The sequence below is a fragment of the Paenibacillus sp. FSL H8-0261 genome (genome assembly GCF_045040645.1).
In the GTDB taxonomy this organism is placed as follows: Bacteria; Bacillota; Bacilli; order Paenibacillales; family Paenibacillaceae; genus Paenibacillus_AQ.
This window is the reverse complement of record NZ_CP150297.1, coordinates 3546505-3571640: the sequence shown is the minus strand read 5'-3', so window position 1 is coordinate 3571640 and position 25136 is coordinate 3546505. Positions and strand designations below refer to the sequence as shown.

Annotated in this window: 24 protein-coding genes; 2 read left to right on the top strand and 22 right to left on the bottom strand. The window is 42.3% G+C overall.

The features are described 5' to 3' along the window. Positions 1 to 140 precede the first annotated feature (140 nt). The 6 genes from MHI27_RS15845 to MHI27_RS15820 form a co-directional block, all read right to left on the bottom strand. Complete coding sequence (locus MHI27_RS15845; RefSeq protein WP_405174147.1) at positions 141 to 1088, bottom strand: ABC transporter substrate-binding protein; 948 nt, start codon at positions 1086 to 1088, stop codon at positions 141 to 143. Between the two features lie 28 nt (positions 1089 to 1116). Then, complete coding sequence (locus tag MHI27_RS15840) at positions 1117 to 2163, bottom strand: NAD(P)/FAD-dependent oxidoreductase (protein WP_405174146.1); 1047 nt, start codon at positions 2161 to 2163, stop codon at positions 1117 to 1119. 26 nt (positions 2164 to 2189) lie between these two features. After that, the gene (locus tag MHI27_RS15835; RefSeq protein ID WP_405174145.1) at positions 2190 to 3494 is read right to left on the bottom strand and encodes an NtaA/DmoA family FMN-dependent monooxygenase; all 1305 of its coding nucleotides are present in this window, start codon (positions 3492 to 3494) and stop codon (positions 2190 to 2192) included. Positions 3495 to 3709: 215 nt separating this feature from the next. After that, complete coding sequence (locus tag MHI27_RS15830; RefSeq protein WP_340969639.1) at positions 3710 to 4516, bottom strand: AraC family transcriptional regulator; 807 nt, start codon at positions 4514 to 4516, stop codon at positions 3710 to 3712. A 129-nt stretch (positions 4517 to 4645) separates the two neighbouring features. Then, positions 4646 to 4930: a HesB/YadR/YfhF family protein gene (locus MHI27_RS15825; RefSeq protein WP_076299804.1), complete on the bottom strand. Its 285-nt coding sequence runs from the start codon at positions 4928 to 4930 to the stop codon at positions 4646 to 4648. A 23-nt stretch (positions 4931 to 4953) separates the two neighbouring features. Next, a complete protein-coding gene (locus MHI27_RS15820; protein ID WP_370510539.1) occupies positions 4954 to 5313 on the bottom strand; it encodes an iron-sulfur cluster assembly accessory protein in 360 nt (119 codons plus the stop codon). Positions 5314 to 5607: 294 nt separating this feature from the next. On the opposite strand from MHI27_RS15820, the gene MHI27_RS15815 reads away from it, so the two are divergent. Continuing rightward, positions 5608 to 6273 (top strand): helix-turn-helix transcriptional regulator, encoded by a 666-nt coding sequence (locus MHI27_RS15815; RefSeq protein WP_405174144.1) that lies wholly within the window; start codon positions 5608 to 5610, stop codon positions 6271 to 6273. A 488-nt stretch (positions 6274 to 6761) separates the two neighbouring features. Here MHI27_RS15815 and MHI27_RS15810 read toward each other — a convergent pair whose 3' ends face one another. The 15 genes from MHI27_RS15810 to MHI27_RS15740 all read right to left on the bottom strand — a co-directional run bounded on the left by MHI27_RS15810 (position 6762) and on the right by MHI27_RS15740 (position 22803). Continuing rightward, positions 6762 to 7223, bottom strand: coding sequence for a hypothetical protein (locus tag MHI27_RS15810; protein ID WP_405176751.1), 462 nt, complete (start codon positions 7221 to 7223; stop codon positions 6762 to 6764). A 390-nt stretch (positions 7224 to 7613) separates the two neighbouring features. Then, on the bottom strand, positions 7614 to 7802 hold the full coding sequence (locus MHI27_RS15805; protein WP_042188410.1) for a hypothetical protein: 189 nt from the start codon (positions 7800 to 7802) through the stop codon (positions 7614 to 7616). 71 nt (positions 7803 to 7873) lie between these two features. Continuing rightward, entirely contained in the window at positions 7874 to 8143 is a 270-nt protein-coding gene (locus MHI27_RS15800; RefSeq protein WP_149645694.1) for a hypothetical protein, read from the bottom strand. Between the two features lie 171 nt (positions 8144 to 8314). After that, a complete protein-coding gene (locus MHI27_RS15795) occupies positions 8315 to 8572 on the bottom strand; it encodes a glutaredoxin family protein (protein ID WP_076283733.1) in 258 nt (85 codons plus the stop codon). A gap of 233 nt (positions 8573 to 8805) precedes the next feature. Continuing rightward, positions 8806 to 9729, bottom strand: a complete 924-nt coding sequence (locus MHI27_RS15790; protein WP_405174143.1) for a hypothetical protein — start codon at positions 9727 to 9729, stop codon at positions 8806 to 8808. Positions 9730 to 9864: 135 nt separating this feature from the next. Then, the gene (locus MHI27_RS15785; protein WP_405174142.1) at positions 9865 to 10215 is read right to left on the bottom strand and encodes a metal-sensitive transcriptional regulator; all 351 of its coding nucleotides are present in this window, start codon (positions 10213 to 10215) and stop codon (positions 9865 to 9867) included. A 116-nt stretch (positions 10216 to 10331) separates the two neighbouring features. Beyond that, the gene (locus MHI27_RS15780; RefSeq protein ID WP_405174141.1) at positions 10332 to 11777 is read right to left on the bottom strand and encodes an MFS transporter; all 1446 of its coding nucleotides are present in this window, start codon (positions 11775 to 11777) and stop codon (positions 10332 to 10334) included. A gap of 586 nt (positions 11778 to 12363) precedes the next feature. Further along, positions 12364 to 13083: a trehalose operon repressor gene (gene treR, locus MHI27_RS15775; protein ID WP_339795816.1), complete on the bottom strand. Its 720-nt coding sequence runs from the start codon at positions 13081 to 13083 to the stop codon at positions 12364 to 12366. Positions 13084 to 13246: 163 nt separating this feature from the next. Beyond that, positions 13247 to 15217: a PTS system trehalose-specific EIIBC component gene (gene treP / locus MHI27_RS15770; protein WP_405174140.1), complete on the bottom strand. Its 1971-nt coding sequence runs from the start codon at positions 15215 to 15217 to the stop codon at positions 13247 to 13249. Positions 15218 to 15267: 50 nt separating this feature from the next. Further along, the gene (gene treC / locus MHI27_RS15765; RefSeq protein WP_405174139.1) at positions 15268 to 16971 is read right to left on the bottom strand and encodes an alpha,alpha-phosphotrehalase; all 1704 of its coding nucleotides are present in this window, start codon (positions 16969 to 16971) and stop codon (positions 15268 to 15270) included. Between the two features lie 310 nt (positions 16972 to 17281). After that, positions 17282 to 18463: a NupC/NupG family nucleoside CNT transporter gene (locus MHI27_RS15760; protein WP_042188403.1), complete on the bottom strand. Its 1182-nt coding sequence runs from the start codon at positions 18461 to 18463 to the stop codon at positions 17282 to 17284. Between the two features lie 15 nt (positions 18464 to 18478). Next, complete coding sequence (locus MHI27_RS15755; protein WP_405174138.1) at positions 18479 to 19825, bottom strand: purine/pyrimidine permease; 1347 nt, start codon at positions 19823 to 19825, stop codon at positions 18479 to 18481. A gap of 3 nt (positions 19826 to 19828) precedes the next feature. Then, the gene (deoD, locus tag MHI27_RS15750) at positions 19829 to 20536 is read right to left on the bottom strand and encodes a purine-nucleoside phosphorylase (RefSeq protein WP_405174137.1); all 708 of its coding nucleotides are present in this window, start codon (positions 20534 to 20536) and stop codon (positions 19829 to 19831) included. Positions 20537 to 20697: 161 nt separating this feature from the next. Continuing rightward, complete coding sequence (locus tag MHI27_RS15745; protein WP_405174136.1) at positions 20698 to 22131, bottom strand: helix-turn-helix domain-containing protein; 1434 nt, start codon at positions 22129 to 22131, stop codon at positions 20698 to 20700. A 120-nt stretch (positions 22132 to 22251) separates the two neighbouring features. Continuing rightward, the gene (locus MHI27_RS15740) at positions 22252 to 22803 is read right to left on the bottom strand and encodes a biotin transporter BioY (protein WP_076283743.1); all 552 of its coding nucleotides are present in this window, start codon (positions 22801 to 22803) and stop codon (positions 22252 to 22254) included. A 247-nt stretch (positions 22804 to 23050) separates the two neighbouring features. Between MHI27_RS15740 and MHI27_RS15735 the strand changes: the two genes are divergently transcribed. Beyond that, a complete protein-coding gene (locus MHI27_RS15735; RefSeq protein ID WP_339264748.1) occupies positions 23051 to 24028 on the top strand; it encodes a biotin--[acetyl-CoA-carboxylase] ligase in 978 nt (325 codons plus the stop codon). 138 nt (positions 24029 to 24166) lie between these two features. Here MHI27_RS15735 and MHI27_RS15730 read toward each other — a convergent pair whose 3' ends face one another. Continuing rightward, complete coding sequence (locus MHI27_RS15730) at positions 24167 to 25066, bottom strand: NAD-dependent epimerase/dehydratase family protein (RefSeq protein WP_076283745.1); 900 nt, start codon at positions 25064 to 25066, stop codon at positions 24167 to 24169. Positions 25067 to 25136 lie beyond the last annotated feature (70 nt).

Genomic DNA, 25136 nt, shown 5'->3' with positions numbered 1-25136 from the left:
TGCTAACGGGGAACGTTATTGGAACGACAACAGCTGCAGTCTAATACTTTATTTTCGCCAAACAACAGGACAAGATATTTATCTAAATAACGAAAATCCGATTGCGCCCAGCAGCGTCAATCGGATTTTTGTATAATAAATTATTGTTCAGCCGCCAATTGCAGGAAATGATCTGCAGCCAAACGGACAGCCAGGATACTTGCGCTGTTTAGTGAATTATCAAAGATAAGAACATGATTGTTTTTTACTGCTTCCAGTGAGTTCCACGCTTTTGAAGTTTCCTTCTCCTTGATGGCCGCCTTTGCGATATCCATATCATGCTGGATAATAATATAATCGGGATTCATGCTGTATAGACCCTCCAGAGAAAGCGCCCCGCCCTCCTCGGGATATCCCTTTGGTGGCAACAACCCAAAGCCCACTGTTTGATTGTAGTACATCGTGTTTTTAGAGCCTTGAGCATTAAAATTGGCTTTTCCATCGACCCGTAGCAAGGCAAAGGTCTTATTTTCAAGACTATTTAACTTTTTTTTCGTATTGGCTATCATTTCTTGTGTTTCTTTAATGGCTTGTTCTGCTAACGTCTCTTTTCCAACAATCTGAGCACACAGCATCGTCGTTTTTTCCCAAGTATCGGTGTAGTCAATTAAGATGACAGGTGCAATCTTATTCAACTCATCATAATTGCTATCAACAGAACCCTTGAAGGTTACAATCACATCAGGCTTTGCATCCATGATCATTTCCAAATTCGCATTGCTATTGCCCAAATCAATAATCTCAGCAGTTCCGGCATAAGGCTGTAAAGTAGCGAAATCTTTCATTGCTTCAGCTGCGTTAGTTGATGCGATTGGAGGCGTATCTAGAGCAAAAAAGTAATCCAAATACAAAGGATGAAGAACCGCTATCCGCTCAGGTCGTGTCTTGAGCACCACTCCATTGTCGCTGGCATCTGCAATTGTTCTTGGCCATCCCGCTTCCTCGATCTTGCCGACTTCAGGTGCAGGTGTGACTGAAGTTTCGGAACATCCAGCCAGTAATCCTACAAGTATAATTAAGGATGCAATCCATCCAAATAGTCTATTCATTTGGCTCCCCCTTGAGTTGTTATCATTACTATCTGTATAAATGCTTCATTAAATCACGGTTTTTCTGTATGAACAGGTCATTATGCGAAGACACCATCCCGGTCGAATTTGCCTCTGGCGTGATGTATTGTTTGGCCTGGTTTACTGCATTGGCAGAATCCTGGAACGCTCCCGCTATCAGGTGCAGCTTACCTTCATGATGCAGAACATCACCTGCCGCATAAATGCCCGGCACGGATGTCCCGCTCATTGCTGATCCTGAAATCCGATGTTCCCACAGATCAATTTTAATTTCACTGTTTACCAGTAGTTCCTTGTCGCGTTCATAACCGTGATTAATGATGACCTCATCAACGGACAGCTCAAATGCTTCTCCGTTGTCATTGCTTTTTAGCAGTACTGTCCCTATTCTTTCGTGATCCGGTGTGGCAATCAATTTTTCGATTGAAGTATTTAATAAGCACACTACGCCATTGTTCGCCAAGCGTGAAATATCTGCTTCATGCCCCTTTAAGTTCTCTTTCCGGTACGTTAAATACACCTTTTTGGCAATCGGGGCCAGTTCGTTCGCCCAGTCAACAGCAGAATGTCCGCCACCCGATATTAGAATAGACTTCTCTTTGAAGCGGGCAAGTGACTTCACCGTATAATGCAAATTTGTGATTTCAAATCTTTCGGCACCCTCGATTTCAAGCTTGATCGGCTTCAGAATGCCTCCTCCAATGGCCAATATTACAGTTCTAGTGAAATGCTTCCGGTTTGCGGACGTGTGCAATATAAAGTAACCTGCTTCATCTTTCGAGATGGATGTGACCTTTTCATTAAAAGCAACATCCGGCTGGAACGTCATCCCTTGCGCAACCATTTGTTCAATAAGCTGCGAGCCAAGAATAGGTTGTAAGCCTCCCACATCCCATATCATCTTTTCCGGATAGACATGCACCTTACCGCCAAGTACAGGCTGAAATTCAATGATTTTGGTCTTCATTTCGCGGAGCCCACTATAAAATGCTGCAAATAATCCGGCCGGACCGCCGCCAATAATCGTAACATCAAACATTTCCTCTTCATGCATCGTTCAATCGCCTCAACTCTCTTTTTTTAAATCCCTAGATGCTCACGAAAAGTGCACCCCGTATATTCACTTCGGAACAAGCCTCTCTCAACCAGCTTCGGTACCAGCTTCTCAAAAAACAGTTCCATAGATTGTTCTGAACCGCCCGGCAAGGCGATGAAGCCATCCATAGCCCCCGCTTCAAACCGCTCAATAATATCGTTCAGTACATCCTCGACTGTCCCGACAGATACCCAATGAGCAGATCCGACAACCTCCGGCCTGTCCAGGATCTCTTTCACTGTAGGCTGGTTTTTGATAATATACCGCCGCAATAGTTCGGCATGTGTCCGGCTGCGGACGGCCTGATTTGGATCGGGTAACATATCGGCAGTTACGCGCCTATCTATGGAATAATCGGTTAAATCAAGACCTAAAACCGATTTAAGCGAGGCATGTCTGCGCTCAAGACTTAAATTCGCATGTGCGGTCTTATGTAATTCAAGCGCTTCTTCGCGCGTATCAGCCAGGAAAAAATATAAGCCCGGCAAAACTCTGATTGCATCCGGATCACGTCCCTGCTCTGCCGCTCTTTTTCTCAGATCATTTCTTAGCTCCACTCCTGATTCGATATCCGGCATTGCTGCAAAAATAGCATCTGCAACGGAAGAAGCGAAATTCCGTCCAATATCCGAAGCGCCGGCTTGAAATAGCGGAGGCGTTCCTGACCTGTGAGCAGGCAAAGTAAGCGCTCCTTTTACACTGAAAAATTCACCGGAATGATTTATAGCAGTTACTTTATCCTTATCCGAGAACATACCCGACTGACGATCGATAACAATCGCTTCATTCGGAAAACTCTCCCACAGCTTGCATACAACATCCGTGAACTCTTTTGCCTTGGCATATCTCTCTTCCGGTGAAGGCATAGGTGAATCGCTGAAATTATCGGCGCCTTCAATAGAAGTGACAATATTCCAGCCGGCACGTCCATTGCTTAGCCAGTGTAAAGACTGAAGCTGTCTTGCTACAACATAAGGCGGATTAAAAGTGGTAGAAATCGTCGTCACTAGTCCGATCCGCTCGGTTTCACGGGCTATCGCTGCAAAAAACAATGCAGGGTCCGGACTGCCGAAATTAGAGGAATCCCCTAACATCTGCGGGCTAACATACAGATAATCAGCCCTGAATAGAAAATCGAGCTTAGAATTCTCCGCCATTTTTGCCAAATCAATATAATATTCGATAGACCCCATCTTTTCGACTCCGCTATCCGGGTGCCGCCAGCCGTCTCCTTTCATCCAGGTTGCATTTAAGGACAACCCAATACATAATTGTCTGTTTCCTGTCATAGCTACCAGCCTTTCATTTATAAATCAATTTACTGATAATGATTCTCAGTTACAAGGGTGAGTTTATCAAAAAATTAAATAAATTCAAATGTACAAATCTCAAATTCTACATGCATCATTATTTAATCTAAATAAAAAAGTCTGCACTTCTGGTTCATCACCAGTAGCTGCAGACTTAATTCAAGTATAAGAAACTCGATATGTATATTATCTAATTATCTATAGGCAGATGGAGCAACACCGAATTTCTTTTTAAATAATCGGCTGAAATAGAGCGGATTGTCATAACCGACACGGTCCGCAATCTCGTGAATAGGAAAATTGCCTGCTTTGAGTAAGTCACAGGCTCGTTCCATACGATAATTAACGACATAGTCGATTGGACGCAGCCCCGTGTATTTGTGAAAGAAGTAAGAGAAGCGGTTCGTACTCATTGCATGCCGTTCCGCTAACTCACCGAGTGTAAGTGAATTCATATAATGGAGTTTAATGTATGCAAGGGCTTCATCAACCATCTTTTGATTCGGTGAACTGTCGTTCTCTCTGTAACTGCAAGCAATCAGAACCTGATGCATTAGGCTTAAGAACAGCTCTTTGATACGCAGCTTTCCAATTTCTCCGGATGGATGGGTATTCTGATGAAGCATGATTAGTAATTCAATAATTTTTAGATTGGCTCCTGGCTCCAGCTTGAAATGAGAGTCAAATTCGGTAGTACAATTCATTTCTTCTGGCATATCCAATTTATAAAAAAGGGAGTAATACTCAAGCTCTGATTGTCCTATAACCTGCGAATCCATTTGCATACCTGGAGCCGCATGAAAAACTGACCCTGGCCGTAATTCATATACGGTTCCATTCACACGTATTCTGGCTCCTCCGCGAATGATAAACAGAAATCCATGCTTAACGGTGGTAAATTCACTTAATAAACTTTTGGGCTGGATGACTAATCTGCTTCTATCTTCTATATCATAGACACCTTTAGTAAATGCCTTTGCTAATTTGTCCAAATTTATCAATGTTCTGCACCTGCTTCTGTTAAAATCAGATCCCATTCTGATATTTATTTAAAATAGTATAGACAAAAGCGTGCGAAATTGCTAGAAGTGTAGTAGATATTCTACTGTACATTGCACTCAAGAAGATGCTCAGGAGATTTTGGTTGAAAATATGCCGTCTTCATTACAATCAATTTGAAGAAGTTCATCCTGTAAAATCCAAACATCAGTGTTTTCAACAAAGAAATGAAATCCGCTAATGGATTGAACCCATGCGGGATCGATCGGTGTAGCACTTGCATTAATTCCAACAGTGAAGGCATCTGAGCCTCCACCGGAATATTTTGCATAAATTCTTACATATTGGCCCTCTTCCAAATCCCATTCATTCTTAAATGAATCCAATGCTTTTTCGGATACTGCAAATGATATCATTCCTCTTCTCTCCTTTCTGCTGTTTAATCACATTTTTTTATTTCGCCACGATAATTGGCCATTCTGAAACTGGCTCCGCATCCACATGAAGCTTTTGCATTAGGGTTATTCATAGTGAATCCGCCTACCATTCCACTCTCTTCATAGTCAATTTCAAGCCCGTCAATATATGGGATACTATTCGGGTGAACCAATATACTAAAATCCTTTTTATTTAATACAATGTCCTCTTCTGCCTGCTGTTCATCTACGACTAGGGTGTAGGATAATCCACTGCATCCCCCTTCATCAACACCCACTCTAAGGAATGGATTTCGGATATTCGCACTTAATAAGATTTCGGCGATTTTTTCTGATGCCTTATCACTGACCTCGATGATCATTGTAAACTCCTCCTTCAGTTATTTGTTTTTCAAACCTAAAGATTGGATACCCTTTCCTATCTTGATATACGTCCTATGGATAGTACAAAATAACGTGGGCTGAAAATGCTTTGATGATTAGACGGCATGAAATGTGACTTCCAAGAAAATTGGTATGTATACATCGTATCCGGAAACTTAGTAAACATTTTTGTTTATAATGTCTAAGCTACAGTTCAGCTTTGACTTTGTCAACATTTTTGTTTAAAATGTAGTCTGTGATGTAGATTTAGTTGCTTCAAAAGGAGGTGCACCTTGAGCCGAAATCATACCAAAAAGGATGTCTCAACCAAGACCCGAAGAGCGATCATTGATCTGTTAAAGCAGCAAGGGGGAATGGATGTTATGGCACTCTCCTCCCAGTTTTCGCTATCTGGAATGGCTATTCGTCAACATTTGAATGCGCTGAAAGAAGAAGGGTTGGTAACTAACAAAGAAGAGTCCCGTCCCATGGGTCGACCCACCAAGCTATGGATCTTAACTCCCGCGGCTGATCGGTTTTTTCCAAGCGGATATTCGGATTTATCCATCAGTTTGATCAATTCCATGAAAGAAGCTTTCGGAAATGAGGGGCTGGACAAGCTGCTGGCTGTTCGAAATAAGAATATGCAAGAACAATATCTTCAGCATCTTGGTGATACAACAGACGTTAGAGAGAAACTGGAGAAGCTGGCCGAGATTCGAACAAATGAAGGTTATATGGCCGAGGTTAAGAAGCAGGAAGATGGCAGTCTTTTATTCATTGAGAAACATTGCCCGATCTGTGAAGCTGCTGCTGTGTGTACCGGGTTATGCAAGAATGAGTTGCATCTATTTAAAACTGTTCTAGGAAATAATGTTCATATTGAACGAGGGGAGTACATTTTAGCGGGAGGAAGAAACTGTGTATATACGGTTAGGCAAAATAAGCTGCCGTTTTAGCGACTTTTAAAGGGACTATGTTCTTGTCCCTCGATCTTAAAACTGGCGGTGCGACGGATGAAAGAACCAGCCGCCTATGAGATTTATGGGAAGTAGCTAATTTTTTCAGATTATCGAATACACTAGTCCATTCCCAATACCTTGAAAATCTACAAGCTCACAGCCTATCTCCCCCCATACACATAGTTAGTAAGAACAACCCTTCTGCACCATCGCACTATTACATACAACGGTAACTTCTCACGCTTCTTAAAAAGTAAAAAGAAGATGCCTAATTCAGCTAACAAAATGGTAATGTTCATTATCGAGATCTTGAAGTATACCATACCCCAATCCCAGGAATAAGGTGTATAATCAGCAATCACGACCCATGCTCGACAACAGGATCATGATTTCTTCTGCCGATGTTATTTCCATCGTATAATTCACCCCCTGCGGTAATATGAAGAACAGAATTTAGAGTGTACTAAATTCTTTGTCCTTGCCTTCTACGGATTTACACTGATTAAGAACGGACGTGCACCTACAGGAATAACACTAATCACAGCCTGGGTAACCATATTCGTAACCCCGTCAATGACGGTAACAATATCCGAGTTGAATTCAGCTACATAAATAGAATTGTTTAAGGAATTCACACCTATCCCCGTTGGAAAAGGAGAACCGCCGGCGGGAATAATGGTAGTCACCACAGTGTTGGTTAATCCGTCAATGACAGTAACAGTATTATCATTAAAGTTGGCAACATAGATAGCATTGGTAGAGGTATTGACCGCTCCGTCCATAACGGATACGTTGTTGCTGTTCAAATTAGCAACATAAATACGATTGGTTAACGGGTTTATGGCTACTCCCGCAGGATTCACGCCTACAGGGATGACTACTATCACCGCACCTGTTACTCCGTTGATCACAGAAACATCATTGCTATTGAAATTGGAAACATAAATGCGGTTAACGGAGCCTGTGTGTCTATACAGAAAATGAAATTCTAGTTTTTAAAAATTGTTATTTCGATGAATCTTGGTATTCAGTATCTCTTGACGAAAGTACGCTAACATAATCGGATCCGATAGTAAATTATCAACCTATGTGAATGCACTCACTAAAGTGGGATTTGTCATTGAGCAAATGATTGAGCAATCTGATGATAACTTATGTAGTCGCGGGACGATAAAAGCGATTTTTCAAAAAAAGCAAAAATGCTTCCTGTAACTTCTGAAATTAAAGCAAGAAAACTCTAGCATCCGATACCTATTGAAACAACACCTTACAACGTATTAATTATATAAAATAAGCCGATCCAGAAAAGATCGGCTTATTTTATAATTTTTTCATGGTCAATCTTGTCTGTTCTCAACAGATTTCATGCGGTTTTGATCGTCAGGCACTCGATCATTACTGAATTCCTGGCCTGCTTCTACTTCACCATGACCGGAAGCACTTCGGGCAAAATTTGTGAACTGCCTTTTTTGCTCATCTAGCTTGTGTTTACTCTTAAGAAGCTCCTGCGGATCCTGATTTGTCATAATGCTATCCTCCCAAAATGGAATCATGCAGTTTATTCGCACTACAGAAGTTTTCCATAATAGAGCAGAGCTTATGCAAGAATTTCAAATACTTTATTCAAAACAAGGTATTCTAAAACAATGATCCCAACGCAAAGAATAATAAAAAACTGAAGTCTTGCCGTATTCATTCTATCCTTCCAATACTCTCCTCGGAATAATGAAACGATGTTAGGTGTAAAAGTATGTCTAATCGTTTCGTTATAATCATCATTATCCACAAAGAACACGCGAAACAATACTTTATATACTGGAATATTTAAGAACAGTAGAAAAATGATCATCACAAGATCGAGACTCAATTTACTCGCCTCCCAAGATTCACTTATCCTAATTTTACCACATAAATAACTCTAGACATTGTAGGTCGATGACATTTTTATAATTGCTCTATTCAAAAAAGCCCTTCCTTATATAGGAAGGGCACTCATCGCTAATCTCCTTTGTCTACCATACTTCCATCATTTTAGCAGTCAAGTTTGCAGAAGATTGCTTATCTCGTTCAAGTTTTCAGAGAAACCAACGAACACCTTGTCTTGAATGACAATGGTCGGTACGATCTGCTTACCTGTCAGCTCCAGCACTTCCTTCGCATAATTCACATCTTCTTCGCAGTTGAATTCGATGTAGGGAATTTGATGCTCATTTAAATAGCGCTTGGCAAATCGGCAATCGCTGCAAGTTGGAATCGTGTAAATTTTGATCGGTGTTTTCGAATCGATTTTCAGCATAAATGTCCGCTCCTTTACGCGTTAATTTGTTTTCACCGCTCGATTTAATTCGGTCCACAACATGCTAAACTTTTCTTTCCCTTTCTCCTGCTCCTTGTATAAATCGATCGCGTGGATACGACAGGAACAAATCATACCTATCTTGGTAAGCAGATTCGGCGTAAAGCGACTTCCCCCGACTTGAATAGCAGATGATACCGCCAGCATCGTCTTTTATCCCATGTTCATTCGTCTTACCTCACATCAACGACGAATGGTATGGTGAACACTTCCCCGTTATGCTGAAATTGTCCCCATAATTTATACGTCCCGCTTTGCGGAAAAGAAGTCGCGAATTTCGCATCCGGTCCCATAGCTTTCTCATCGATTGGATGAACATGAAGATATTGATTCGCATCTTTCGATAGAATCACAACATGGCCGACCGCTCCTAAATAAGGCTGCAGGTTATCAATCCCCTTCTTCGTCTTCGCATCGCGAATGTTGAAGGTCAATGTCACTTCTTCGTTTGGTTTCGTACCACTTAAGGCCAGTTCAATTTCCTTGCCACCCACTTCTTTCACCAGTTTCCCTTCGGGCGTAATCGCGGCATGTTTACTTTCCTTGCCTTCCACCTTCACCCACTTGCTAAGCGTGGAATTGGCACCGCCAGTAGGAATAAAGTCCGCAAACACCTTGTACTCACCTCCAGCCGGGAACGAAGTGTTCACTGTAAATGTGCCGTCTCCCTTAAACTCGGGATGAATGTGGTTAAAGAATGACAAATCGTGATTGACGATGATGAGATGAAGCAATTTCTCGTGATTGGTATCATACTTATTGATCGTTTTCCCGTCCTTATCCGTAATTTGAATAGTCAATTCCGTTTCTTCGTTTGCTTTTGCGGCGCCTGTGGGGAAGGTAAACGATACGTTAAGATCCTCCAATACAGGCTTCGCAGCTGCGCTATGATTGCCGTGGCTGCCTCTGTGATCCATGTCTCCCGCCTCCTCTTTCTCATTTCCTGTATGCTTCTCGGCGTTCTCTTGCCCGCTGCTTGCTGCATGCCCGGCATGGTTATTTCCGTTTGCTGGCTTCTTGTCCTCCGCTTTGCCGCATGCAGCCAATACGCTAAAAGCGACCACCGCAGCAGCGATGAGGAGTATCTTCTTCTTCATGGTTATAGCAACTCCGTTTCAATCTAAATTCGAAGATGCAGAGCGCATCTTGACACGCTGCAGCCGCAAAGCCTCCCCTTACCCTATAATAATGATGGCATAAAAGCCGTATCATTACTGAAAGCGGTCCGACCTTTATTTCATCAGTTTATTGATCGTCTTCATGAATTCCGTTAATACTTCCGTATCCCCTACTTGAATCCGTTCGATGACACAACTTTTCATATGATATTCAAGTACTAGCTTCCCGACATCATTCAATGATGCTTGCATCGAAGAGATCTGATTCAACATATCGTCACAGTAAATATCTTTCTCAATCATGTCTTTAATGCCACGGACCTGTCCTTCGATTCGATTCAATCGGTTGAGCAGATCGCTATTGGCTTGATCGGAATGATGGCTCTTGCGCTTATCCTCTCCAGGTGAGCAAAAGCCCGGATCTTGCTGTATCACTTGTTCAAAGAGTATCGATTCTTTGCTCATCGGAATCTCCTTTCTTTTAAAATACTCCACACCCCTATATACATAAAATATAAGTTTGTTAATTCGATGGAGTCCTGTCAACTCCGTTGATTAGGCACTGGTGCTCGATTCATTGGTTACATAGCTACCTTGTCACTTGCTTCACCCTGCTTAGGTGAACGGATAAATAGAAACGCTAGCACAGCACCTGCAAGAGCGACGATACCTGACCACATAAAAGCTTGTTGAAAGCCTTCGTTTAGCACGGAGACCGGGTCAATACCGGTTTGGGAAGCAGTTGTTGAGCCCGCAATCGCAACCATGATGGCCAAACTGATAGCTGACCCAATCTGGTAGCTCGTATTGGCGAGACCCGATGCAAGCCCTGCTTCCTCGGGTTTAGCCCCCGACATGGCGGACATCGTAGCCGGAATATAGGCAAGTGACATGCCAAGTGCACCAAGCAAGGAAGCTGGAAGCACGTTGGCGATAAAGTTTCCATCAACCGGCGTATTGCTAGCGAACAGAAGCATCGAACCCCCGAGTGCAATCAATCCAATGACCAAGTTTGCTTTTATTCCGAATTTTCCGATTAATTTACCGGTAATCAAAATCATGAAGATAGTAATTAGGACCGTCATCGGCAGTAAGCCGACTCCGCCGGCGAAAGCAGAAAACTTTAGCACCTGCTGCATATAGAGATTGAGGAAATACCACAGCGGAATCCAACTCCCAGCCAGCATAATGAGCGCGATATTGCCTGCAGCCAGATTGGGTGTTTTAAAAATCTTCAGTGGAACAAGCGGTTCTTTTTTAGTTGCCTGAACGATCAGGAACAGGATAAATAACACGATTCCTGAAATAAGCGTCCACAACGTGGATGGCGCTCCCCATCCATTGTGTTCTGCAGTAACAATGCCATATACCACCAAAACCAAAGCCGCTGTGACGAAGATGGAGCCAATGACGTCAATGCTGCCTTTTCTTCGCATTCCCTTGGCTAAAAGTCCAGGCGACAGGAGTAATGCAATAATGCCAACGGGTACATTGATGAGGAAGGTCCATTGCCAGCTGAGCCACTCGGTAATGACCCCGCCAAGAAACACGCCGGCTGAACCGCCAGCAGCAGCTGATGCGCCCCAGAAGCCTAATGCTTTCCCTAGTTCTTTGGGGTTGCCACCGAAGAGCATCATAACAATCGTTAACGCGGATGGGGCTATTAACGCGGAACCAAATCCTTGTAGGGCGCGACCAACATTAAGCGCTTCCTCGTTCCAAGCGAGTCCTGCCAGCAAGGAAGCTAACGTTAGAATGGAAAATCCCCACATGAATATGCGGCGCTGACCAAATAGATCGGACAATCGACCACCAAGTAACAATAATCCGCCAAAGAATATGACATACGCATTAAACACCCACTGTAAACTTGCCTGCGTATAGCCGAGCGCTTCTTTGATGGCTGGCAGTGCAACGCCGATAATGGATGTGTCCATGATCACCATAAAATTGGCAAGACATAGTAAGGCCAACGCCATCCAGCGTTTGGGATCGGCTTGCGGTAAAGTCTGTGCTTGATTATTCATAACTTTCTTTCTCCTCCTTTGGTAACCAATAATTAAAATTTTTAATACCAACGTAGCAATACTATACCCCCCTACCCTATAATGTCAAGAGTGGATTTTCGTATTCTCCTCAGTACCAGAAGAATTTCAAAACTGAACTATGAAAATGTTCATTACAAGGCTGTTTATTGGCACCCAGGAGAGGATTCATGGTTTTGCCTTCAACCATAAGAAAATTGAAATCAACTTTCCTTATCCACGTCATTACGATTTAGGCGTTTTGTTGTCTCTATCCCTCTACCTCATTAAGAGAAAGACTGAAATAAATCTCTCTTCCTCTTATTTTTCACAGAAGCGATTAACTATAATTATCATATAAAAATATGAGAGATGCTTTATGAGTAATGAGGAATGAGGAATCGACAGGGGTAGCTTGTTTTTTAGAACGCCATATAAAAAAGCTGCCTCTGAGGGCAACCTTTTTCTTAATATATCGTTATTTGCGAACGTAGGAATAAACTTCTCAAGCCTTCTTGTATCGGTAATATAGTGCCTTTTTGGAAAAAAAGGCGTATCCCAAACTGGGACACCCCTCTTTAAGCTTAGCTTAACGTTTCACTCTTCGAGCAAAATCCACGAACTGAAATTTATCCAGTCGATGCCTGGACTCGGTATATTGGAAAAGCACCGTGTTCTCCAAATAAACATAGTTTCGTACTACTACAATATGCGTGTAACTCTTCAAATCAAGCAGTCTATGATCCTCCTCAGTAGAAGGCTCAACGGATATCAGCTTCTTCGCATAACTAATTTTAAGACCCAACTCCTGCTCCAGATAATCATAGAGTGAGCCTTCCGCGATTTCCTCGCTTAAGAATGGAACAATATCCGCCCGGAAATAATCCTTATCCAAAATGATCCGATCGCCTTCAATCTCTCTGGCACGAATAACTTTCCAAACTAGGGTTTCAGGCGGAATCTGTAGATGTCTGGCGAGCGCGGAGCCTGCCGGCTCACTTATCGTCCGCTCTACCAGTGTCCGCGAGGCAGTACCCAATGTATCGGCCATCTCTTTAAATGAAATCAGACCGGTAACGGGGAAATCCATTCTCGTCATATCAAGCACAAAGGAGCCTCTGCCCTTAATTTTGTGAATGTATCCTTCACGGAACAGCAGGTTCAGCGCTTTGCGAACGGTCTCTCGTGAAGTGCTGTAAGCTTCAGCAAGTTCACTTTCAGAGGGCAGCTTGGTTCCCGGTACCAGTTGTCCAGAAAGAATTTGGTTGCTGTACTCATTATAAATTTGCAAATATTTATTTTCTCTCAATTTTGATCACCGCCCTTTATTGTATCACGTCATGTCTTTGGAAGCATCGATTCAATTGGAGGGAAATTTATAGCGTGGAACATATGAATTCTTATATTTACAGAAAAACAGCCCCCAGGGGCTGTCTTTCTGTAATATAAAGTCTTTGCCAATATAGCCTGTATCAACCCTTGAGATGAATAGTCAAGATGCTAGATTGTCTAGCTGTAGCTGGTCCAGTCTTCTCCTCAATCTTATCCACCATATCCTGACCTGCAGGAATGATGATTGGAGTAATCAAAGGGTATCCTGCTGCGCGGATAGCTTCCATATCAAATTCTAGCAGAAGCTCGCCTGCCTGCACCTTGTCGCCAATATTCTTATGGGTGGTAAAACCACTGCCTTTAAGCGACACCGTATTAATCCCAACGTGGATGAGTACTTGTACACCACTGGCATGCTCCAATATAAGCGCATGTTTGCTCTTGATCACATGAGCTACTGTAGCATCAAAGGGTGCATATACTTTACCCTCAGAAGGTTCGATTGCAATGCCTTCGCCCATCTGCTTCTCGGCAAAGGCAGGATCAGGCACCTGTTCTAGAGATACTGCAGTACCACTGAGCGGAGAGATAAGCTCCAGAATATTCACGGAGTCCTGTGACTCTTGAACTGAAGGGCGGCTGTTCAAATTGTCTGTCTCGCTCACAGTACTAGTAGCCTTTGTAGCTGAGTTCTTTTCGGAACGCCCCACCACAGAACGGCCGTAGAGTACAGTGGCGACAAATGGCACAATGAGAACAATAAGCATACCAATGAAGAACACGCCCCACTGGTTCGGGAATATCGAAAGGAAGCCGGGAATCCCGCCTACGCCAATGGAAGAAGCGCGAACCTGATTAACGGTAAGAAGCATACCGGCAATCCCTGAGCCGATCATCCCGAAGATGAAAGGATAACGATAGCGGATATTCACTCCGAAGATCGCCGGCTCCGTCACGCCGAGGAATGCAGAGATGGAAGATGTAGCCGCCAAGCCTTTTGCCTTTTGTTCTCTGACTACGAACATCATTGCCAGTGCCGCGGCACCTTGTGCAATATTGGATAACGCTAACATCGGCCAGAGGAAAGTGCCGCCCTCGCTGCCGATGAGCTGCACATCAACCGCCAAGAAGGTATGATGCATACCAGTGATGACCAGAAGCGCATAGAATCCTCCGTAAATCAAGCCACCAAGGAGCGCAAAATGATCAAATACAAAGATCAGGCCAGAGGTGATGGCATTGGCAATGCCAAACGTAACCGGTCCGATAATGGTGAAGGCCAGAAAACCTGTAATCAGTAAAGTCACTGGCGCAACAACCAGCAGTTTAATGGAATCATGCACCCGGCGGTTGAGGAACTTCTCCAGCCTTGCCAGAATATAGGCCGAAACCAGCACTGGCAATACTTGTCCCTGATAACCGATCTTCTCCAAATGCCAGCCGAACAAATTCCAGGTTGGAACAGTACCCTCAGTGGAAGCACTTGCATAGTTATAGGCACTTAATAGATCTGGGTGCACGAGAATGAGACCCAAAACGATCCCGAGCAGAGGACTGCCGCCGAAACGTGTAACAGCTGCCCAACCGATAAGTGCTGGTAAAAAGGTAAAAGCTGTGCTGGCAATCGTATTAATAATCGCAGCAATGTCTTTCCATGCGGGATAGACATCCACCAGCGACTGATTATCAAAGAAGATACCAGGCCCGGTCAAAATATTATTGATCCCAAGCAGCAAACCTGCGGTTACGATAGCTGGAAGAATAGGAATAAATATATCAGCCAGCGTCTTGATCGCACGCTGCAGCGGATTCTGTTTTCGGGCAGCAGCGGATTTCACTTCATCTTTGGAAGAACGAGAACCGCCAGTGATCTGAATCATTTCATCGTATACTTTATCTACAGTTCCCGGTCCGATAACGATCTGAAACTGCCCTTGGCTAGAAAATTGTCCCTTTACTAGTTCGTTGCGGTCCAAGGCTTCCGAATCCACCTTGCTCTCATCATACAGCGAGAATCTCAGCCGGGTTACACAATGTGTCGCAACCTCTATATTCTCCTTGCCCCCAACTGCCCGTACAATATCCTCAACATTTTTGCGGTCTATAGCCATATTTTCACTCCTTACATAATTGATTTGTGCTCCTTCTCAAGTACACCTCGTTAGCGGATTAACCACATGTAGGAAGCATAAGGACTAAGCTGAAGCTCTTGTGTTAATGCAGGTGTTTCTGTTGTATTTCCAATCAGAAGCTCGTCTTTACCACTTGATGATAACTCTGCCCAGTGACTATCTTCAAAGCGGAAGGTAATCTCTTTACTGCTGAAGTTCGAGACCACTACAAGCGCCTCTCCATCACCTGTTCTGGCGTAAGCGAACACTTCAGGATGACCATCATCGAGTCTCTTGAATACACCTTCAATGAATATCCCATAATCCTTGCGTAGTGCAATCAGCTTACGGTAATGATGGAAGATGGAATTGGGATTGGCTAGCTCCTTCTGCACATTGATGTCCGAATACCGCTCATCAACTTTCAGCCATGGAGTACCTGTGGTGAATCCGGCATTTCGGCTGTCATCCCACTGCATCGGCGTACGGGAATTGTCCCGTGAACGTTCCTGAAGAATACTCAGGGCAGTCTCAGGGCTTTTCCCTTGTTCACACAAAATACGGTACATATTCAGTGACTCAATGTCACGGAACTCATCGATGCTCTTCCATACCGGATTTGGCATCCCGATTTCTTCCCCCTGATACACATAAGGTGTTCCCTGAAGGCCATGCAGAGTTGTTGCAAGCAGCTTGGCACTCTCTACACGGTAGACCTTATCATCAGTGAATCTGGAGAGGGCACGCGGTTGATCGTGATTGTTAAAAAATAAGGCGTTCCAGCCCTGACCTTTCTGCATTCCGGTCTGCCACTCTGTGAACAAGCTTTTCATCGCCTCAAAATCATAGGGCATTAGCTCCCACTTCTGTCCATTCGGATAATCGACTTTTAAATGATGAAAATTGAAAGTCATGGAAAATTCCCGCTCTTTAGGACTCGAGTATCGGATGCAATGCTCCAATGTAGTTGAGGACATCTCTCCGACCGTCACCATCTCATACGGACCAAATACCTCTTCGTACATCGCTTTGATGTATTCATGAACCCGTGGACCGTCAGTATAGAACTTGCGTCCATCCCCCGGTGGAACACTCCCGTCATCGTTAGGGAAGCGTTGATCCTTGGAGATTAAATTAATTACATCCATGCGGAAGCCGTCGACACCCTTTTTAGCCCAGAATAGCATCATATCATTCACTGCTCTACGTACCTTCTCGTTCTCCCAATTCAGATCCGCCTGGGTTTTATCGAAGAGAGTAAGATAATATTGTCCCGAAGCTTCATCAAACTGCCAGGCAGGGCCTCCGAACTTCGACTGCCAATTGTTGGGTAAGCCACCGTCCGGAGCCGGGTCCTTCCAGATGTAGTAATCACGATAGGGATTGTTCCTGCTTGAAATGGACTGTTTGAACCACTCATGTTCTGTTGAAGTATGGTTAACCACGATATCGATCATTAGCTTCATTTCACGTCTGTGCAGTTCCTGTACTAACTCGTCGAAATCCTCCATCGTACCAAAATCCGGGTTGATATTTTCATAATCCGCAACATCGTAACCGTTATCATGTTGTGGCGAGACATAGACCGGCTGTAACCAGACAATATCAATTCCAAGCTTCTGCAAATAATCTAATTTTTCAATAAGTCCTTTAATATCTCCTGTTCCGTTGCCTGTAGTGTCCTTAAAGCTCTTCGGGTACACCTGATACACCGTGGACCGGCGCCACCACTCCGAATACTGGGACTGACTCAAGTTGAACACCTCCAAAAGAATTACTTTATGTCAAATATTAAACCTGTATATACAAGTTCAAACACTTCACACAGTTTAAACCTGTATATACAGGTTGTCAATACTTTTGCTATCTGACTCGGAAAAAGAGTAAAAACTGGCGGTTCTTCTTTAATTAACCCATTTGATAATCAATTATTCTTATTCCTATTTCCTATCTTAATAATTGTTCTATAATCACAACAAAAAAAGCCGCTAAGAAAGCGGCTTTTTATATACAAAGATGTCTTGTGCAGAATTCATAACGATGACGAAAATCCGCTAAGTTTAACTAAAAAATGATACCGATGATCAGAGCGGATAAAACGCTTACAAGTGTGGCGCCAAATAACAGTTTTAATCCAAATCGAGCCACAATATTCCCTTGTTTTTCATTTAAGCCTTTCACTGCACCCACAATGGTACCAATGGACCCAAAGTTAGCAAATGAGATTAGAAAAACCGAGACAATGGCTGTAGTACGCCCACTTAAACCATCTTGGATCTTAACAAAGTCAAGCATAGCAACGAATTCATTCGCAACAAGCTTTGTCGCCATGATACTGCCTGCATCAACAGCTTCATGCCATGGGACACCGATAAGAAAGGCAATGGGTGCAAAGACATACCCTAAAATTCCTTGAAACGAGATACCGAATACTCCGCTGAAGACCCCGTTAATTAATGCAATGATCCCAACGAAACCAACCAACATTACACCAACTACTATGGCTACTTTAAAGCCATCCATAATATATTCGCCCAGCATTTCAAAAAACGTTTGTTTTTCTTCTACCTGAACTTCAACAATATCTTCTTCAGGTGTAACTTCATACGGATTAATGATGGATGAAATGATAAATCCGCCAAATAGGTTTAATATCAATGCAGCTACTACATACCGAGGTTCTAGCATCGTCATATATGAACCAACAATTGACATGGATACCGTCGACATTGCAGACGCACATAATGTATACAAGCGATGTTTTGGTAATAATCCAAGCTGGTTTTTCACCGAAATAAACACTTCATTTTGTCCTACAATTGCGGCTGCGACTGCATTATAAGACTCCAATTTGCCCATGCCATTTATTTTACTTAGTACCAAACCAATATACTTGATAATGAACGGGAGAATTTTGTAATGCTGCAATATCCCAATTAATGCCGACATAAAAACAATTGGCATCAAAACATAAAGGAAAAATGTATGGGCCCCTTCATTTGCAATCCCACCAAAAACAAAGTCAGTCCCTTCATTGGCGTATCCAAGTAATTTTGCAAAACTATCGGCAAACCCTTTAATTAAGAATTCACCTATACTTGTTTTTAGTATAATTAATCCCAAACCGATCTGAATAGCAATCATTACAATGATTGGTCGATATTTAATCTTTTTCTTATTGTTACTTCCTAGCCATGCCAGTAATAGAACAATAACCAAACCAGCAATAGAAATTAGATAATGCATTTTTAGCCCTCCAAATTATCGGTTAATTTTTTTGGAATCCTCATATCGAAATGCATCTTTCCACATTAACCCTTGTTCCAAAATAATTGCCAACAGACTTCCGCATATTAATCCATTATTTAAAATGGCTATCACGATCGGAGATAAGTGGGCCGTAGCTGATGAAGGGATAAACATTAATCCCACACCCACTAAAAGGGAAATTCCACTAACGATAAATGTTCGTTCTTCATGAATGACCTTCTTCAATTCCTTTAGCGCTAGTCCGACCATCTTCACAAAAATGACGAAGGTAACGGAATAGCCTATGGGAGCTGGAATCGCTGATATAACATTCATCATTGGCGGAAATAAGGATATTGAGATCACAAAGCAACATCCAATTAAAAATGATCTGCGCTCCTTCATCCCTGTTTGTTCAACATATCCTGCCGCTCCCGAGATAGGGACAGAACCGACCGCTCCTAAACCGCCACTAATAAGATGCGTAATTCCAGAAGTAAACCCGGCGCGTAAATAACGATGATGATCCACTTGCTTTTGTTTCATAACGGTCTCCATCAAACGGATCGACGCAACTGCATTGGTTATTAATAACAGCGTTAATAAAAATGCAGTAGTGATTGTCCCAGCATCGAATTGAGGTCTGCCAAATGGGAATATTTTCGGTAGCTTAAATATAGTATCCGCATGAGAAAACACTGGTATATTACCGCAGATAATAAATAATAGGCAGCCTATCAATATACTGAAAATGATTGAAAACTGGCTGAGTACTACAAAGCGACTTTTTCCTAACCAAAAGGTAATGCAAACCACAATCACACTAAGGATGAATACTTTAACATCTAACGTGGTGTGGGCTATGGTAATCCCCATCATCCCTTTCATAAAAGATCCACTTAATTGAAAGATCAATAAAAGTAAATAAATAAAAGTGATGGTGGGAGTAAATAGACGAGCGATTTTATCCATTAGCTTAAATGCTGAAATTAGGATAAATAACACACCGCTAATGATCATTGCCCCACTTAAAGCTTGTAAAGCACCATTGTTAGAAGAATAAAGTCCCCCCACTAAACTTGCGTAAATCGTAAAAATGCTCCACCATAACCCTGCCGGTCCTTCATGGATAGGGAATTTATGACCCATCAGGCCTTGTAAAAATCCAGCTATCCCCAAAGTAATCATTGTGCTCTGGATAAGCCCGGAAGTTTCTATGGGTGTTAAGTTATATAAATCTGCGATAGCAATGGGTGCAGCAATTGCACCAGCGATCATAAAAATCATCCACTGCAATCCTGACAGTATTACCTTCATTTCTTTCTCACTCTCTTTTCTAACAACACTGCTCTTATCCATAAATCAGCCATCAATGACTGTGTTAAGGGCTATTTCGACCATTTCATAAAAAGATTGTTCACTTTCTTTATGAGTCAGGTGTTCCTGTCTTAGCAATTGACTGCCGACTGTTAAAATCGATAATGCTTTTACACCATATTTAGCGGCTAAAGTGTATAGGGCTGTACTTTCCATTTCTACTGCTAATACACCAAAATCCATAAACTTGTGAAGTCGATCTAAATTTTCACGATAGAATTCATCAGAATTATAAATGTTACCAACTAAAACATTTGCATTTTTAGCTTGTGCTTGTTGATACGCTTTCATTAACAATGAAAAATCTGCTGTAGGTGCAAAATTACAACCATGAAAGATCTTCTCCGTCATATTACTGTCTGAAGACACCGCTTGGGCTATTATAATATCGCGGATATTAATTTCACTTTGCATCGCACCACATGTACCAATGCGAATCAATTTCTTAACTTCATAATCGACGATCAATTCTGTAGCATAGATACTCATCGATGGATTTCCCATCCCTGTCCCCTGAACCGACACCGGTACACCTTTGTATAATCCAGTGTATCCATACATCCCTCTTACTTCGTTATAACAATTAGCCCCCTCTAAAAAGTGTTCTGCTACAAATTTTGCACGTAAAGGATCTCCTGGGAGCAAAACGCGCTCTGCTATTTCTCCCTTATTTGCACCTAAATGCCTACTCATAGTTCTTCCTCCAACTTTTAATAGTAAACTGAGGTTTACCGAAATCGCTTTCCACTTGGCCTCAAGTAAAATCAGTTTCGAAACTAGATTGAGCATAAGGTTTTTTAACATTACAAACTAGACCAAAAACTTACGTAGGTAACGGAAAATAATTGGTCAAATTATAAAAGCAATTCTTTACGGATATTGTCCAAATCTCTTTTAGAAGGGATCGTAGAAATAATAACAACAGGCACGGTCTTTAGTGCAACCGGGATATTACTAATGACAAGATCAATATTATTTTGCTGCATGATCTCGTCGGTTAGCCCTTTCATAATGGAGGTATTAAGGATCAACTGATCCCCTATTTCCTTCTTTATCAAATCTGCTATGTAATGACGAATTGAAAATTCCTCCCCGATCACTAAGAAAGCCCTCTTACTCTTATAACGTAAACTCGAGCGGACAATTAAGGTTAGTTTTGTTAAATGAAAATTATTGAAGAGAACGGAAGGGTAAGTTTTATTCCACGTTTGCATACAGGTTTGCATTTCTTGATAAATCTGCTGGCACTCCTGCTCTACATATGTTGTTAAATGACTTTTCGAAATCATCATCCATTCCGGAATGGCATTTTCGATTAATAACTTGTCAAAGAACCCGTAAATCTCCAAGATAAATCGTTCATGCATATCCAAGTTCGGGTATACCTTTGCCAACAACATTAGAAGCAGATTCCCCATTTGATATTCTTCTTTATTTTTGTGTAGTTCGACTTCTTTAATCGGAGTGATCTCTGACCCTTCATAATAATGATATTGGCTGAGACTAACCATGGATTGCATAAAGAATATTTCACTCTTTGGAAATTCGATAGACAGCTTTTCTTCAAGACGCTCTGCTATGGCTCTCACTGGTATATAAAACATCCCCTTTTCCCAGGGGTATGCATTTTCGTCGATGGTTACACAATTTCCTTTAGCAGCTCTTTCTATTACAATTGCCAACAAAAAGGACAATTTCCTTTTGGAATTGATAAAATATACAATGTTATTCTCATTCTCTATATTTGTGATCAACTGATTTATATAAGCAAAATCGACATTCGCAAAGGGCCATCCTGTAAACTCATACGCATCACAATATAAATTCCAATAAAAATACCGAATATTCATTTCATTCCCTTTGATCACAGGTGTAGAGTAACTAATGCGTAACTTATACGCTTTTAGATCATTATTATTTAATTCCACAATCAGCTTCTTCAAAGACGAGGTACTCATAAACATGGCTTCAGAAAGCTCCTCCACAGACATTCGACCAGCATTCGTAAACAATAAATGCATCAGCCGATAAAAAATGGTTTGTCTGAACATAGAAGAAATCACTTCACTTATCGTACTTTGCCCATCACGTAGAAGAACGATTCCCTTACCTCTAGAAACTTCAATGGTTACAGTAGAGGGTAGTTGCTTGCTGATTTCCTCCACCATCTTCCGTATTGTCTTATCTGAGATCCCTAAACTTTTTTCCACTTCGGCTAAGGTAAACCATCTTTGTTCCGTATCAAGCAGCGTTAATAGTTGGCTAGCTAAATTAAATCCCTTATCCATTGTTATCCACCCTATTTCAATTTCATTTTAATTTTTATAGTATAAACAAATTCACATCTATAACCATATTATTTTTCAATAAAAAAACCCGGGTTTCATTTACCCGAGTTTCACATCACTTTATATTTGTGTTTTTTCTTCAATAGGGCTAATTGCTTTCAGCTGCATCGTTATGACGGCTGCTATAACGGCTTTGATGATGTCCCCCGGAAGAAAGGCTAGCGCTCCGACAAGTCCAGCCCAGATCGACGTATTGGTTATTAATGCCATGACTGGTGCACCAATCAGACTCACTAGTAATACACCAAAGATTATGTTGATCGCTATCAGCTTCCAAGTTCGGACCTTCGGCCAGATTTTTTCAGAATACCAGCCGATAAGGCCGGCCGCGATAGGGAAGCTAAATATGTATCCTGCAGAAGGACCAATGAGCACTGCGATTCCGCCGCGGCCACCAGTCAGTACAGGCAGTCCAATGGCTACCAGAATGATGAAAATGACTAGACTGAGGGCGCCCATCCGTTTCCCCAGAAAACATCCAGCTAACATGACGCCAAGCGTCTGGGCAGTGATCGGAACGGGGATGAAGCCGAGGGGGATGGGTGGAATCATGCCCAGCACCGCGATAAGTGCTGCGAATAATGCAGCATAAATAAGTTCTTTTGTCTTCAAAAAATTGACCTCCATTGGATATAAATAATTGTATTCTGGTTAGTAAATACGTCCAGTAAGCTGAATTATAATGGAGATATTATTGATTGTAAACCATAATATTTTTAAAGGTTTACAATAGAGTGAAATACCAAGCTTGAGTTTTTCCAATTGTTATATAGAATTAGAGTATTCAGTCGCAATCGTTGGATGTTATTATATTCAATGGGTTTTGGTCGGAGAGTTATACTTTTGGAGGTTTAAGTTCATGACAGTAAAAGAACATATTCTTGCCTTGCTCGACAGTAATAAGGGTGAATACTTTTCTGGCGAGGAAATAGCCGTTCAGTTATCCGTGACGCGCAGCGCTGTCTGGAAAGCCATAAAATCGTTACAGACAGACGGATATTCCATACAAGCTGTAACTAATAAAGGATATTCCATGTCACCTCAAACAGATATCCTATCTGCAAGTGCAATTTCAAAATATCTGGATACCCAGGGGAAAAAGTTACGTTTAGAAGTCTTTAAGACACTATCTTCAACGAATGAAGCCGTAAAAAGCCTTGCCTCAAATGGAGAAGCTGAGGGTAAGGTGATCCTTTCCGAAGAACAGACCGCTGGACGCGGGAGAATGGGCCGAAAATTCTTTTCTCCACCGGGAACGGGTATCTATATGAGTATCCTGCTGCGTCCCAAGCTGTCAGCAACAGATTCCGCTCTGCTGACCACTTGCGCCGCTGTTGCAGTCGCCCTTTCCATCGAGAGCGTATCCGGTAAAGAAACGCAGATTAAATGGGTGAATGATGTCTTCATGGAAGGTAAAAAGGTGTGTGGGATTCTTACTGAAGCATCCGTGTCACTGGAAAACGGCTGGCTTGATTATGCCGTTCTTGGTATTGGTATCAATGTAGCGCTACCGTTCGACGGCTTTCCTAACGACCTTACCGAGATTGCAACAACTGTAATTTCTGAAAACAATTCTTATGGTGATCTCCGCAACCGACTGGTAGCAGAAGTACTGAACAATTTCATGAGATATTATGAGCAATTAACGGACAGATTGTTTCTTACCGAATATAGAAAACGGTTAATTTCACTTGGCAAACCCGTAACAGTGATAAAGAATAATGAACAGCTTAAGGCAACAGCCATTGATATCGATAACGATTGCCATCTGAAAGTCAGATATGAAAATGGTGACGAGGAATATCTTTCAAATGGAGAAGTCAGTGTTAAAATTTAGCTATTGTTCTTTTTAAGATAGGCTAGCTTATGACGTTTTTCGCAAAAGAAGCCACCTTGTAGGCGGCTTCTTTTGCGTATATGTTATTCGTGGTAATCGTCAAATTTAAACATGGAGGAATCATTTTTCAGTGGTTTATTATTGCAAATTATTTTTTATCCAGCTAAGCAGCGACTCTTCCTTCGGAGCCCAAGCAAGTAGATTTCTTGCATGGGTGGCACGCACACGGCTGTTCGAGGCGATAGCAAAACGCGCCCAGTCTCCAAGTTCTGCTATCGCTTCGTCTGCGGGCCAGCTTATGGTCTTGCCCCCAAAGCCTAACGCCTCGCTGACAGATTTGGCGATGTCCCCATAAGATTCCTCCCCATTTTCGGCAAAGAAATACGATGCAGACGGTGCTTTTTCAAGTGCCAATACATACAGTTGTACCAAATCTTTGATGTGGACATTAGACCAGCGATTTACGCCTTTACCTACGTGAACGCCTGCCTGCAGCTCTCTCGACTTGCGAATAATCTGCGGCAATTGATCGCTTTCCACAGGCAACGCTAGTGCATCACCATAAATCATAGATGGGACTATCACGATGCTTCTCACCCAATCCTCAATTCCAGCCTTGCGTACGAGGTTGTTTATCGCTACGCGGTTTTCCCTAATATCCATAGGTACAAATGGTGTTTCCTCGTCAAAAATTTGTTCGCTCGCCGTTTCGCCACGGGCATCATCTCCAACCACACTTGAACCCGATGTATGCAAAAATGGTTTTCCACTTCCACGTAGAGCAGCTATAAAAGTTTCAACTGCCAGCAAATGATCTGAATCGGCTGTGTGAATTACTGCATCGCTGAGCTTAGCATATTTCGTTAGCGTATCCGTATCTTCCAACGTGCCGAGTATAGGCTCTATACCAATATCCCTTAATGCTTCCACCTTATCGGGATTGCGAACCAGACCAAAGACAGTATGCCCGGCATCAAGTAAACCTTTAGCCACCGACCCGCCGATATAGCCTGAAGCTCCTGTGATAAACACTTTCATAATAATATTTCCTCCTCATCTATGCTGTTGATGCTTGTCCATTCGACAAACAAAGTGTGGTGCCAGTCTC